Here is a 13845-nt window from a genome sequence, read left to right on the forward strand (position 1 = left end):
CCTGCTGATGCCGCTGATTGGCGGCAACACCAGACGACAATGCCGCCCGCTTTCAAGCGGGCGGCATTTTTTTTACGCCAGGATTTTCTGCTCCAGCCCCGGAGACTTTTCGCGCCGCTCAGACCTTGATGGCCGGGCGCATATGGGTAGACGCCAGCGCCAGCCCTTCCTCGAAGGAAGACAGCACCATGTCCACCTGTTCCTTCACGGTGGCCGCGTCCACTTCCTCATTGAAGAAGGAGGGGCGGATCGTCACCAGCAAGGCCTGCGGCAGGTTCTCGCGCAGCGTGCCGATTACCTCCATCCACGCCTCCAGCCGTTCGCGGGTGGGATAGACCAGGAACACGATGGATACCAGTTCGGCCTTGCTGCTGTCCGGGCGTTCGTCTTCCGGCTGATCCAGCGTGATGCTGCGGGCATCGATGCCGGACACGCGCAAGGCATGCACCAGCAGTTCCGACAACAGGTCGTCGCGCTCGCCGCTGAGACCGCCGCACAACACCACCGATCCCAGTGGCACGTCCAGCGAGCCCTGCCAGCGCCCCAGTCGCGCCAGGCGCAGTTCGCGCAGATGCGCGCCCACGCCGCTGTTGAGCAAGGGGACTTCGCGCCGGCGCCGCAAGCTGCGCGGCGCGCCGGGGGTTTGCGTAAGCACCTCGGTCAATTGCGAAATGGAGCCGCGCAGCCGCTCCTGCTGGGCCGCCTCGATGCGCCCGTGGCGCAGGTCCAGCGCGGCCAGGGCCAGGCCCGGCAGCAGGATCTGGTCGCAGTACTTGGCGAAGCTCTGTTTTTGCAGATGGCTGCGGGCGTCGCGGATGATGGCGTCGGATTCGCCGGCCAGCGCGCGCTGGTAGAAGCGCTCTGCATGGCTCATGTCGGGCGCCTCGCCCAGCAGGATGGTGATCGGCTCCAGTGCTGCCACGTGCCGGCCGGCCACCACCAGGCAGAGCGTCAGCGGGGTCGACAGCAGCAGTCCGATCGGTCCCCACAGCGTGCCCCAGAACAGCGCCGAGACGATCACCGCCAGCGGTGACAGGCCCGAACTGTGGCCGTAGATGCGGGGCTCGATGAAGTTGGCCACGATCACTTCCAGCCCGACATAGAAGGCCAGGAAGGACAGGGCCAGCCACCAGCCGGGATCGATGGCAGCGATGAACACCGAGATCATCAGACCCGAGGCCAGCGCGCCCAGATAGGGCACGAAGCGCAGCACCCCGGCCAGGGTTCCCCACAGCACTGCATGCGGCACGCCGCCGGCGGCCAGCACGGCGCCCATGATCAGGCCGAACACCAGGTTGACCAGGAATTGCGAAAAGAAGAAGCGCGAGACGCCCTCGGCCGCATCGCCCAGGGCCTGCATGGTACGGCTCATCTCGGTCAGGCCGGCCAGGCGGATCAGGCGCTCGCGCAGCGACTCCTGCTCCAGCAGGATGAACACCAGCAGCACCAGCACGATGCCGGCCTGGCCGATCGGTCCCCAGGCCAGCGCGAACAGCCGGCGCACGGCGCCGCGCACCGACATGCGGGTATCGGCTTCCGGCGCAGGCGTGGCGCTGGCGGCGCTGGCCGCAGCGGCATGGCTGTTCTTCTTGCCGCTACGGCTGACCTCCGGTACCGGCTGCGGGATGACCGCGCTCAATTCGGCTTCCAGCCGGGCGAAGGGGCGCTCGGTGATGGCCCGCACGCTCTCCACCTTTTCCTGGATGGCCTCGCGGTATTGCGGCAGGTCGCCGGTGACGCTGGCCAGCTGGAATGCCAGCACCACCGCCAGTGCCACCAGGCAGGCGCCGACCAGCAGTACCGATACCATGGCGGCGGCGGCCCGGTTCAGACCCAGCGCGTCCAGCTTGCGTACCAGCGGCAGGATGATCAGGCTGGCGATGCCGGCTACCGCCAGCGGCGCCAGGATGTCGCGGCCGAAGTAGAGCATGCCCAGTATCACGGCCGCCCCCAGCAGGGTGGTGGAACTCAGGCGCGAGAAGGCGGAAGTCTTGAGGTTTGGCATGGGAGAAGGAAGGGGCGTCAGCGGCGCGGCCGCATTTGGTCGGGGACTTCGTAGAGTTCCAGCGGCAGGCCGTCGGGGTCGGCGAAGAAGGTGAAGCGGCGGCCGGTGTATTCATCCACGCGGATGTCTTCCACCGCCACGCCCTGGCTTTCCAGCTGCTGCTTGCATCGCTGCACATCGGCCACCGCGAAGGACAGGTGGCGCAGGCCGCAGGCTTCCGGACGAGACGGCCGTGAAGGTGGCGCCGGGAAGGAGAACAGCTCGATCTGGGTGCCGTCAGGCAGGCCCAGGTCCAGCTTCCAGGAATCGCGCGCCTGGCGATAGTGCTCGGCGATCACCTGCAGGCCCAGCAGGTCCACATAGAAGGACCGCGACCGCGCGTAATCGGAACAGATGATGGCGACGTGATGCATGCCTTGCAGTTGCATGGAGACCTTTCGGACGGAAGAAGGGGCGCCGGCCATCAGGCGCGCGGGCCGCGTTGCGCCAGACCGGCGCAGACTGCGCGCACCTTGTCGCGCAACCAGCGATGGGCCGGGTCCAGCTCCACCCGTGGATGCCACATCAGCGATACCACGATGGGATCGGTACTCACCGGCAATTCGAACAGGTGGATGCCGGAAGCGCTGCCATCCTTGCGCGGCGTGCCGGCCGCGGTCAGGAAGGAATAGGGCACCATCGTCACCAGGTCCGACGAGCGCACCACCGCCAGCGCACCGGGGAAGCTGGGCACGATGGCCACCACCTTGCGCACCAGTCCGCGTGCGGCCAGTGCCGCATCCAGGGGACTGCTGCGGTCGCCGCGCGGCGACGCGCTGACATGCTCGTAGCTGCAATAGCGTTCCGCGCTCACGCGGCGCAGTGCCGCCAGCGGATGGCCGAGCCGTACCGCGCCCACGAAGCGGTCGCGGAACAGGGTCTGCAGGCGCACTTCCGGTCCCATCTCGCTGGCCACCCCGATCTCGAGGTCGGCGCTGCCTTCGCGCAGCGGCAGCGGACTGCGTTCCACCTTGGGCGCGAAGCGCAGCCGTACCAGCGGCGCTTCGGCCGCCACCGCGCTGATCAGGGCGGCCCCGCAAGCCTCGATGAAGCCCTCGTTGGCGCGCACCGTAAAGTCACGTTCCAGGCGCGCCAGGTCCAGCTCCGGCACCGACGGGCGCAATACCGAACGGGCTTCGTGCACCACATTGCGGACCCGCTCGCGCAGTGCCTCGGCGCAGGGGGTAAGCACCATCTGCCGGCCGGCGCGCACCAGCAGGTGGTCGCCCGTAGCCTGGCGTAGCCGGGTCAGCGTGCGACTCATGGCCGAGGCGCTCAGGCCCAGGCGGCGCGCGGCCCCGGCCACGCTGGCCTCGGCGATGAGGGCATCGAGCGCAATGAGCAGGTTGAGGTCGGTTTCGGTCATGCCGGCATCCTAGCATGGCCGCAGTGATATGGCGTCGCATGCAATGATCCAATGCAAGCCGTGCGTCTTCCGCCTTGTCTCGCGGGTGGCTATAGTGAAGCCCTGAACCTATCCCCCAGGAAATCTCCCATGGAACTGTTTTCCGACCTGCCCGGCGACGAAGGCCTGCCGGGCGTGCGGCGCCGCCGCGCCATGCTGGCCGTCATGAGCGCCACCACCATGGCGGTGTTCGACGGCACCATCATCAATGTCGCTCTGCCGCAGATCAGCCAGGCCCTGCTGACCTCGGCCGCGGCTTCGGTCTGGGTGGCCAATGCCTACCTGCTGGCCACCGCCATGACGCTGGCGGCTTTCGCCGCGCTGTCGTCGCGGTTGGGCTTTCGCAACCAGTTCACGGTGGGGCTGGCGGTGTTTACCCTGGCCTCGCTGGGCTGCGCCCTGTCGCCCACGGTGGAATGGCTGATCGCCATGCGGGTGCTGCAGGGTCTGGGCGGCGCGGCCATGCTCAGCATTGCGCCGGCCATCCACCGCACCGTATTTCCCAACCGCCTGCTGGGCCGCATCCTCGGCCTCAATGCGGTACTGGTGGCGGCCGGCACCGCCATCGGACCGGTGCTGGGCGGCACCCTGCTGGCCGCGCTGAGCTGGCAGTGGATCTTCCTGATCAATCTGCCGCTGGGCCTGGTGGCGGTGTGGCTGTCATGGGGTGCCATTCCCGACACGCGCCAGCGCGCACGCCTGCGTGCCCCCTTCGACCTGGCCGGGGCGGCGTGGTCGGCGCTGGCCATGGGCGCGGTCATCATGGCCGCCGATACCTGCGCCCATTTCGCCGAGCCTGGCCAGGGCGCCCATGCCGCGTTCACGGCCGGCGCCTATGCGTTGCTGGCACTGGTCTCCGCGCTGGCCTTCGTGCGTGTGCAGCGCCGTGCGCGCGAACCCCTGTTGCCGCTGGACATCTTCGCCAATGCGCGTTTTTCGCTGGCGGCGCTGACCTCGCTGGCCTCCTTCGTGGGACAGGGGATCGCCTTTGTGGCCTTGCCCTTCCTGTTCCAGAACGCCTATGCCTATAGCGCCTTCGAATCGGCCGCCCTGTTTACCCCGTGGCCGCTGGGGATCGTGCTGGTGGCGCCACATGCCGGGCGTCTGGCCGACCGTCACTCACCGGCCCTGCTGTCCAGCCTGGGGCTGGCGGTGTTTACCGTCGGCCTGATGCTGCTGGCCTTGCTGCCGGACCATGCCCAGGCCTGGGATATCGGCTGGCGCGCCCTGGTGTGCGGCATGGGCTTCGGTTTCTTTCAGAGTCCCAACAACCGCGAGATGCTGGGCAATGTCTCGCGCGAGCGCAGCGGCAATGCCTCCGGTGTGCTGGCTATCATGCGTACCTTCGGCCAGTGCCTGGGCGCGGCGCTGCTGGGCATGATCCTGGCGGTACACACCGCCGGCGCCATCGCCCAGGGCGAATTGCACATGAGCCCGGCGCAGGATGGCGATGCGATCCGTATCGCCCTGTGGGTGGCCGCCCTCGCCACCGCGCTGGCCACCGTGGTCAGTGCCAGCCGCCTGCGCCGCAAGGCGCAATCGCCGGCCTGATCTGGCAGAGAGCGCCCATGGTGGAGAACAGCTGGACCGAACCTTGATATGGACAAAACTGAAAGGTACGTAAAAATCTAACTTTTTAGTGACTGGATAAATCCTCGTTGATCCTCGCTTTGTCCCACGGCATGGGGGCTTAGACTGTTCCTGCTTGCCGCTCAGCCGGTTGCTGCGGATGTCCATCAACAATCACAACAGCTCATCCCTTGCCGCCAGGTTCACGCGACCTGGCGTCGCAGCCTGACCTGCGACAAGCTCCGTCAACACTCTCCCCGACCCATCCGAGACCGGCCGGGGGATACGCAAAAGGGGCAATAACCATGGGCAAGTTGAAAGTCGTGACCAGGCTGGCATTGGGCTTCGGCCTGATTCTCGTATTTCTGCTGGGTATTTCCGTGTTGGGCATGGCGGGCATGGCACGCATCAATGCGGCCCTCACCGACATCACCGCCGTCAACAACGCCGAGACCAAGCTGGTCACCACCTTGCGCAACGCGCTGAGCCAGCGCGCCATCGCCATCCGCAATATCGCCCTGCTGGACGACCAGGAGGGCATGCGGGTGGAAGCGCAGACGCTGGCACGCCAGGAAAAGATCTACGCCGACGCGCTGCAGTCGCTGGAGCGCATGTTCAGCACCGAGGCCGCCACCACCGACCGTGAGCGTCAACTGCTGGCGCAGGTCAAAGCCGACGAGGCGGCCACCGTGCCGCTGATGGCCAAGGCCTTGCAACTGGGACTGGCCAACCAGCCGGCCGACGCCGTGAAGGTACTCATTACCGAAGTGCGTCCACGCCAGCAGGGCTGGATCAAGTCGCTCACCGAACTGGCCGAATTCGAAGACCAGCTCAATGACGAAGCCGCCGTCAGCGCCCGCGCTACCTATGAATGGCTGCGCGGCATCATGCTGAGCGCCGTGGCACTGGCCTTGCTGGTGGGCGTGGCGGCCTCGGCGATGATCGCCCGCAGCATCCTGCGCCAGCTGGGCGCCGAGCCGTCCGAAGCGCAGTCCATCGCGCGCGATATCGCCAGCGGAGATCTGACCGCCACGGTACGCCTGCGTGCCGGTGACGGGTCCAGCCTGATGGCCTCGATCGAACAGATGCGTTACCAGTTGAACGTGATCGCCCATGGCATCAAGTCGGCGGCCGAGACGATTTCGGTGGCCAGCGGACAGATCGCGCAGGGTAACTTCGATCTGTCGCAACGCACCGAAGAACAGGCGGCCTCGCTGGAAGAGACCGCCGCCAGCATGGAAGAGCTGACCACCACCGTGCGCCAGAATACCCAGCATGCCGGCGAGGCGCTGCGCCTGGCCAGCGGTGCCTCGCAGACCGCCACCGCCGGCAACCAGGCCTTCGACCGCGTGGTGCAGACGATGGACCGGATTTCCTCCAGCTCCGGCAAGATGGCCGACATCATCAGCGTCATCGAAGGCATCGCCTTCCAGACCAATATCCTGGCCCTGAACGCGGCGGTGGAAGCAGCCCGTGCCGGCGAGCAGGGCCGCGGGTTTGCGGTGGTGGCGTCGGAAGTGCGTTCGCTGGCCCAGCGCAGTGCGGTCGCGGCCAAGGAGATCAAGGACCTGATCGGAGAATCGGTGGCGCACGTGGGCGCCGGCTCGCAACTGGTGGCCAGCGCCGGCCAGCAGATGGGCGAGATCGTCTCTTCGGTGCAGCGCTTCGGCGAGATCATGAATCAGATCGCCACTGCCACCCAGGAACAGGGGAGCGGAATCGAGCAGATCAATACCGCCATGGTGCAGATGGACCAGGTCACCCAGCAGAACGCGGCACTGGTGGAAGAGGCCAGCGCCGCCGCCCAGTCGCTGGCGCAACAGGCCAGCAGCCTGCTGAAGGTGGTGTCGATCTTCAAGATCCGCCAGGACAGCTCGCTGAGCCAGCAGGAAGCGCCGGCCATGGGCGCAGCAGCTCCGCTGGCGGCCCTGCACTGAGATCGGCGGAGAGTGGGGCGCAGGGGCTGATCAGCGGTCGGCCCTCCCGGGGCCGGTCTGCGCCGGCTCAGGTGGAGGCAGTGTCGTCGTCGTCCTCGTCCTTGGGCACGAACACCATGCCGGTCTTGGCGTTGTAATCCATCAGGCCGGCATAGCGGCCCCAGGCGATCATGGTCTCGAAGGTCTTTTCGGGATTGTCGTAGGGCAGGGCGCTGCCGATGTCCTTCAACACACGCTCGGCCTCGATTTCCTCGGCCTCGCCCAGCACCGCCAGGATGATGTGGAAGATGCGCAGCTTGTAGACCTGTTCGGCGAAGATGGCGCGTTGGCCCAGGCGGTCGGCGGCCACGAAGCGGCGGCCCAGGTCGGTGAGGAAGACTTCCTGCTTGGGCGTATCGACCAGCTCCAGGATCTCGGCGGCCTTGACGGTGGCGATGGTCTCGCCGAATTCCTTGCCGATCTCATCCGAGATATCGTAGATGTTGTTCAACTCCGGCTCGTCGTGCAGCAGGCTCATCAGGCCCAGGATCTGGCCCACCGGGATCAGCGGGATCGACTCCATGCGCTTGCGGCCACGCGAGATCGGCTCGCCCGGCATATGTACTTCCGGCGGCAGGTCGGGCAGGGTCAGGGTGGTGATGGCTTCGTGGATGATGTGCACCAGACGCTGGAATTCCGGGCTCTTGCTATCGCGCGGATAAGGCAGCGGGTTCTCCAGTACCAGCCCCAGGCGGCCCGGTCGCGGGAACACCACCACGATGCGGGTGGCCATCTCCACCGCTTCCTCGATGTTGTGGGTGACCATGAAGATCGAGGTCAGGCCGCTGTCCGGTGCGCGCCACAGGCTGATCAGTTCCTGCCGCAGGTTTTCCGCGGTCAGCACGTCCAGGGCGCTGAAGGCTTCGTCCAGGCACAGCAGCTTGGGCTTGGAAACCAGCGCGCGTGCAATGCCCACGCGCTGGCGCATGCCGCCCGAGAGTTCGCGCGGATAGGCGCTGTGGTAGTTGCCCAGGCCGATCAGTTCGATGGCGCGATCGACCGCCGCGTCGCGCTCCTCGCGGGTCGGGTTGTGCGACATCAGGCCTACCGCCACGTTCTGTTCCACCGTCAGCCAGGGATAGAGCGCGAAGGTCTGGAACACCACCGAGGCATCGCGATTGACGCCGTACAGCGGCTTGCCGCCGGCCATGGTGTGGCCCGAGCTGGGTTCAACCAGTCCGGTCAGGCAGCGCAGGATGGTCGACTTGCCCGAGCCGGACTGGCCCAGCAGGGCCAGCAGTTCCCCCTCGTGCACGGCCAGGTCGATGTTGTCCAGCACCTTCAGTTCGTGGCCACCGGCGGTGTTATAGGATTTGCTGACGGCGCACAGTTCGGCGACGGCAGGGCGTTGTTGCGGAGAAGTCATGGTCATGGCTGGGCTCAGGATCAATCGAGGCGGAAACGGCGTTCGGCGAAGGCATACAGGCGACGCCAGACAAACTTGTTCATCAGCACGACGAACATCGACATCACGCCGATGCTGGCGATGATGAGCGGCGTGTCACCAGCCTTGGTGACCGCCGAGATATAGGCGCCCAGGCCGTCGGCCTTGAGCGAGACGTCGCCCCAGCTGGCCAGTTCGGCCACGATGGAGGCGTTCCAGGCGCCCCCGGCGGCGGTGCAGGCCCCGGTCACCCAGAACGGGAAGATGGCCGGCAGGATCAGGGTCTTCCACAGGTTACAGCGCGACAGGCCGTACATGCGGGCCGCTTCCTTCAGGTCATTGGGAATGGCCATGGCGCCGGCGATGACGTTGAACAGGATGTACCACTGCGTACCCATGGCGATGAGCAGGATGCTGCCCCAGTTCATGCTGACGTTACCGGCGACGAACCAGCCCACCACCAGCGGGAAGGTCATGTTGACCGGGAAGGACGCACCGATCTGCGCCAGCGGCTGGGCGAAGCGGGCGATGTGCGGCTTGGAGCCGATCCAGACCCCCACCGGGGTCCAGATCAGGGTGGCGATCACGGTCATGGCCAGCACCCGCAGCATGGTCAGGAAACCCAGCCACACGATATGCCCGAACAGGCTCCAGCTCATCGCCCCGTGCAGGGCGTCGATGGCGGCCACCAGCCCGCGCAGCGCCTCGAAGATCAGGAGGCCGCAGAGCAGTCCGGTGAGTACACGCCTGGTCCAGCGCTGGCGGCTGATGCGCGTCGGCGTCGGTGCCGCCGCAGTGGCCGGACGATGGCGCGCCAGCCAGTCGCCCAGCGGCTGCCAGCATTTCTCGTCGAGCCAGGTAAAGACATAGGAGCCGCGCAGCAGGTCGAAGACCCAGGACGTCGGCGCCGATCCCGATTCGGTCAGTTCGATCTTGAACTTGTCGGCCCAGGCCAGCAGCGGCCGCCATACCAGCTGATCGCTGATGAGGATCAGCGCCAGCATGGCGATCACCGCCCACAGCGCCGCCGTGTGGTCGCCCTGGTCGATGGCCTGCGCCATGTAGGAGCCCAGGCCGGGCAGCTTGAGATCCTTGTTCATGACGCTGATGGCCTCGCTCTGCGCCACGAAGAACCAGCCGCCCCCGAAGGACATCATCGAGTTCCAGATCAGGCTGTGCGCCGAGGCTGGCAACTCCACGGTGCGGAAGCGCTGCCAGGCGGTGAGGCGGTAGGTGGTGGCGGCTTCCTGCATGTCGGTCGGGATGGTGACCATGGAGTGATAGAAGCCGAAGGCCATGTTCCACACCTGGCCGGTGAAGATGGCGAAGATGGCCGCGCATTCCACCCCCATCAGGCTGCCCGGGAACAGCGCCATGAAGCCGGCCACCGTGGCCGAGAGAAAGCCCAGTACCGGCACCGACTGCAGGATGTCCAGCGCCGGCAGGATCAGCGCCCGCGCCCGCCGGCTTTTGGCCGCCAGGTAGCCGGTGCCGATGGCGAAGAACAGGGAAAAGGCGAAGGCGATCCACATGCGCAGCAGCGTGCGGCCGGCGTAATAGGGGATCATGGCCGGCGAGCTGTCCACCTCCAGTTGGTCGGACGGGTCGAAATGCACCAGCATCCCCTTGCCGAAGTGCAAGGCGCTCCACAGTAGTCCGAACAGCACCGCCAGCACCAGCGCATCGATCCAGCCGAAGCCAGGCTTGACTTCTTCATAGGCCGTCAGTTGCGGCGAGGTGGTCTTCATTTTCATGGCGATGAGGCGGATAGCGCTGCAAGGAGTGGTCAGGTTCGCGGATGCCGGTCGTGCGCGATCGGCTTCGATCACGCCCCCAAGGACGGGCGGCGCCACTTTAGCAAAGGAGTCTGACAGTTTCTTGACCAGCTTGCCAACGACCGTGCAAATGCTCGCATGCACAAACGACAACCGGCGCCGGAGCGATCAGCTCCGGCGCCGGTTCCTGCCACATCCTCGCATTACCTCCGTGCGGCGATATCGGCCCGCACCTCAGGCCAGTTCTGCGGTTGCCGGCTTTCTCGGGATCAGGTGCCACATCGTCAATCCGCTGAGCAACAGCAAGCCCGCCAGGATATAGAGGGCGATATCCATGTTGCCGGTCCGGGTCTTGACCAGGCCGATCAGCCAGGGGCTGACGATGCCGCTGGTGATGCCCACGCTGGAGATGAAGGCAATGCCCGGGGCGATGGCCTGGGCCGGCAACAGACCCGGCGGCAGCGACCAGAAGATCGGCAGGGCCGCGAAGATCAGGACCGCCGCCAGCGACAGCAGCGCCAGCGAGACAGCCAGGCTGGACGGATGCAGCGTCAGCGCCGCCAGTGCCAGCGCGCCGCCGGTGGTGCAGAGCAGGAAGTGGCCGTGCCGTTCGTTGCGCCGGTCCGAGTGGCGCGCGATCAGCAGCAGCCCGACCGCGCCGATGGCATTGGGGATCACGCTGTAGAGCGAGACCTGCACCACATCCTTGATGCCGAAGTCGCGGATCATCAGCGGCATCCAGAAGTTCAGCGTCAGCGAGCCGCAGGTCAGAGCGAAGTAGATGAAGGCGAACAGGTAGGTCGGCGGATGCGACAGTGCCTGCCGCAAGGCCATCAACGAATGCGCGCTGACGTGCTGGCTACGATGCACTTCCTGAGCATGCCGGGCCAGCAGGAATCCGCGCTCCTCGGCAGTGAGCCAGCCTGCCTGCGCCGGACCGTCGGCCAGCCAGACGATGGCCAGCAGCCCCAGCAACACCGCCGGCGCCCCCTCGATGGCAAACATCCACTGCCAGCCATACATTCCCATGACGCCGGCCATGTCGCGCATGATCCAGCCCGAGACCAGCCCGCCCAGGACCCCGGCCACCGCCACCCCGGCAAAGAAGATCGCCATCACCGCCGCACGTCGCCGCGCCGGGAACCAGTAGCTCAGGTACAGCACGATGCCGGGGAAGAAGCCGGCCTCGAACACCCCCAGCAGGAAGCGCAGTGCGTAGAAATGGGTGGCATCGGTGACGGCCATCATGCCCACCGAAGCCAGCCCCCACAGGATCATGATGCGGCTGAAGGTGCGGCGCGCACCGAAGCGCGCCAGCGCCATGTTGCTGGGCACTTCGCACAGCACATAGCCGACGTAGAACACGGCCGCGCCCAGGCCATACATGGCGTCGCTGAAGCCCAGGTCCTGCTTCATCTGCAATTGCGCGAAGCCGATGTTGATACGGTCCAGGAAGGAAACCACATAGCAGATGAAGAGGAAGGGAATGATGCGTAGCCAGACCTTGCGGTAGACCGCATCTTCGGCCGCTTCGCCGAGGTCGAAGGCGGGCTGGGCGGCCAGCGTGCCGGCGCCCTGGGATGGGTGGATCATGGTTGTCTCCGTTGTCAGGCGCCTGTGCCGGCGCTCTTGATGATGTGGAAGGGAAGAGAGGCTCAGGCTGCGGCGGTCGCCGGTGCCACGCTGGTGCGGGCGCGCTGCATGGCTTCCAGCAGGACTTCGTGGCCGCCGATGTGATTGCACAGCAGCAGGATCAGGCGAGCATTGACGGACTGGCTGGCGGCGTCGTCCAGGTCGCGGTGCATGGCGATCAGCGCTTCGTAGAAATCGTCCGGACGCGCCAGGTTGGGCGAGGTGTTCAGCATCATGGTGTTCTCCTTGGTCGATGGGTGGTCGGGGTTCGGATGGAATGGCTTCAGGCGGCGTCCTTGACGGCGATGACTTCGCCGCCGTCGGCATGGCCGGTCGCTCGCCACAGGGCCTGGAGGATGGCGAGCGCATCGATGGCGCGCCAGCGCGCGCAGACGTGCTGGTCGGGACGGATCAGGTAGCAGCCGGGTCCGCCGGCGCTCTGGTGCATGTCGTAGCGGCGGGCGGCCAGTCCTTCGATATCATGGACCTGGCTGGCGGCCGCGCCCATGTCGTCCAAGGCCAGCCGATCCGGCAGCGTGGCCGGGGTCGCGCTGACGAACAGCAGACGCAGCGGGAGCCGCCCTTGCGTCATGCCGGCCAGTTCCTGCAGTGATGACGGCGCCAGGCTTGCAGCGGAACCGAAGATCATCAGCACGAAGCCGTCGCCCAGGTGTTGCAACAGCCAGTCGGTGCCGCCCAGCGGGGCATCGCAGCAGGGCGCGCCTGGCTGCATGCTGGCAGTGAAGGACGTACTGTCCGTGGTATTGAGCGAGGAGGTGTGCAGCGTGGCCGGTAGCGATAGCCGGCCGCTGTTGACCAGCCTGCGTGCAAAGCCGTGCTGGCGGGCCAGGTCCAGCACGGCGTCGCGGAAGCACCGGCTCACGGCGCTCTTGGGGGTGATGAAATCGGTGGAGCGGGTGGAGTTGAGCAGGTTTTCATCAGCTGCGAATTCGCGTTCGTCGGCATAGCTGTCCAGCAGGCTGTCCGGCGCCTGGCCCTGCAGCACGCAGGCCAGCTTCCAGGCCAGGTTCTCGGCATCCTGGATGCCGCTGTTGGCACCGCGCGCGCCGAAGGGCGAGACGCAGTGCGCGGCGTCGCCGGCGAACAGCACGCGGCCATGGCGGAAGCGCTCCATGCGCACGCAGGAAAAGGTATAGACGCTCACCCATTCCAGCGAGAACTGTACCTCCGGCCCCAGCAGGGCGCGTACCCGGGGGATCACCTTTTCGGGCGTCTTTTCCAGTACCGGGTCGGCATCCCAGCCGAGCTGGAAGTCGATGCGCCAGACATCGTCCGGCTGACGGTGCAGCAGCACCGACTGGTTGGGATGGAAGGGGGGATCGAACCAGAACCAGCGTTCGGCCGGGAAGGGTGCGTCCATCCGGACATCGGCGATCAGGAAGCGGTCGCGGAAGGTATGTCCCACGCTTTCCAGGTCCATCATCCGGCGCAGCGGGCTGCGCGAACCATCGGCGGCCACCACGTAGCGCGCCTTGAGACGGTAGCTGCCCGTGGGGCTGTCCATGGTCAGGGTTTCGTGGTCGGCGTGGTGTTCGATCGCGCTGACCCTGCTGCTCCAGCGGATGTCGATGTCGGGCAGGGTTTGTGCCTGTTCCAGCAGATAGCCCTCGACGTAATACTGCTGCAGGTTGATGAAGGCCGGGCGGGCATGGCCGCGTTCGGGCAGCAGGTCGAATTCGTAGACCGATTGGTCGCGCAGGAAGACCTTGCCGCGATTCCAGCCCACGCCCTTGTCCACCATGCGCTGGCCGCAGCCCAGACGGTCGAAGATGTCCAGCGTGCGCTGGGCGAAGCAGATCGCTCTTGAGCCGGTGGAGAGCGTATTGTCGTCGTCCACCAACACCACCTTGATGCCCTGGCGGGCCAGATCGATCGCGGTGGCCAGGCCGACCGGGCCGGCCCCCACGACCACCACCGGATGGATCGGAGCATGGCCGGGCCGGGTCTGTTCGGCGCAGGGTTGATAGGGGAAGCGTTGTTGCTGGTAGTCGATGGCCGCAGTGTCGAGGCTAGTGATATTGTTCATGTCTGTCTCCTCT

Annotated in this window: 10 protein-coding genes; 2 read left to right on the forward strand and 8 right to left on the reverse strand. The window is 66.4% G+C overall.

Translation table 11 applies throughout. From position 1 onward, the window contains the following. Positions 1–118 precede the first annotated feature (118 nt). The 3 genes from VE092_RS00860 to VE092_RS00870 are packed head-to-tail and all read right to left on the reverse strand — an operon-like array spanning position 119 to position 3410. Positions 119–2005, reverse strand: coding sequence for an AI-2E family transporter (locus VE092_RS00860; RefSeq protein ID WP_324872877.1), 1887 nt, complete (start codon positions 2003–2005; stop codon positions 119–121). A 17-nt stretch (positions 2006–2022) separates the two neighbouring features. Next, entirely contained in the window at positions 2023–2433 is a 411-nt protein-coding gene (locus VE092_RS00865; protein WP_324872879.1) for a VOC family protein, read from the reverse strand. Positions 2434–2468: 35 nt separating this feature from the next. Continuing rightward, positions 2469–3410 (reverse strand): LysR family transcriptional regulator, encoded by a 942-nt coding sequence (locus VE092_RS00870; protein WP_324872881.1) that lies wholly within the window; start codon positions 3408–3410, stop codon positions 2469–2471. 129 nt (positions 3411–3539) lie between these two features. Here VE092_RS00870 and VE092_RS00875 point away from each other — a divergent pair, with 129 nt between their 5' ends. Both VE092_RS00875 and VE092_RS00880 read left to right on the forward strand, forming a co-directional pair. Beyond that, on the forward strand, positions 3540–5000 hold the full coding sequence (locus tag VE092_RS00875; protein ID WP_324872883.1) for an MFS transporter: 1461 nt from the start codon (positions 3540–3542) through the stop codon (positions 4998–5000). A gap of 323 nt (positions 5001–5323) precedes the next feature. Beyond that, positions 5324–6955: a methyl-accepting chemotaxis protein gene (locus VE092_RS00880; RefSeq protein ID WP_324872885.1), complete on the forward strand. Its 1632-nt coding sequence runs from the start codon at positions 5324–5326 to the stop codon at positions 6953–6955. Between the two features lie 67 nt (positions 6956–7022). Here the strand turns inward: VE092_RS00880 and VE092_RS00885 are convergent, their stop codons facing one another. The 5 genes from VE092_RS00885 to VE092_RS00905 all read right to left on the reverse strand — a co-directional run bounded on the left by VE092_RS00885 (position 7023) and on the right by VE092_RS00905 (position 13832). Next, positions 7023–8366: a nitrate/sulfonate/bicarbonate ABC transporter ATP-binding protein gene (locus VE092_RS00885; protein WP_324872887.1), complete on the reverse strand. Its 1344-nt coding sequence runs from the start codon at positions 8364–8366 to the stop codon at positions 7023–7025. 14 nt (positions 8367–8380) lie between these two features. Continuing rightward, positions 8381–10126 (reverse strand): ABC transporter permease, encoded by a 1746-nt coding sequence (locus VE092_RS00890; protein ID WP_414653379.1) that lies wholly within the window; start codon positions 10124–10126, stop codon positions 8381–8383. A 261-nt stretch (positions 10127–10387) separates the two neighbouring features. Next, a complete protein-coding gene (locus tag VE092_RS00895) occupies positions 10388–11746 on the reverse strand; it encodes an MFS transporter (RefSeq protein ID WP_324872891.1) in 1359 nt (452 codons plus the stop codon). 62 nt (positions 11747–11808) lie between these two features. Then, positions 11809–12021 (reverse strand): DUF2783 domain-containing protein, encoded by a 213-nt coding sequence (locus VE092_RS00900; RefSeq protein WP_324872893.1) that lies wholly within the window; start codon positions 12019–12021, stop codon positions 11809–11811. Between the two features lie 47 nt (positions 12022–12068). After that, positions 12069–13832 (reverse strand): FAD-dependent oxidoreductase, encoded by a 1764-nt coding sequence (locus VE092_RS00905; protein WP_324872895.1) that lies wholly within the window; start codon positions 13830–13832, stop codon positions 12069–12071. Positions 13833–13845: the final 13 nt, after the last annotated feature.

It is taken from the genome of Herbaspirillum sp. (assembly GCF_035644555.1).
In the GTDB taxonomy this organism is placed as follows: domain Bacteria; phylum Pseudomonadota; class Gammaproteobacteria; order Burkholderiales; family Burkholderiaceae_D; genus Herbaspirillum.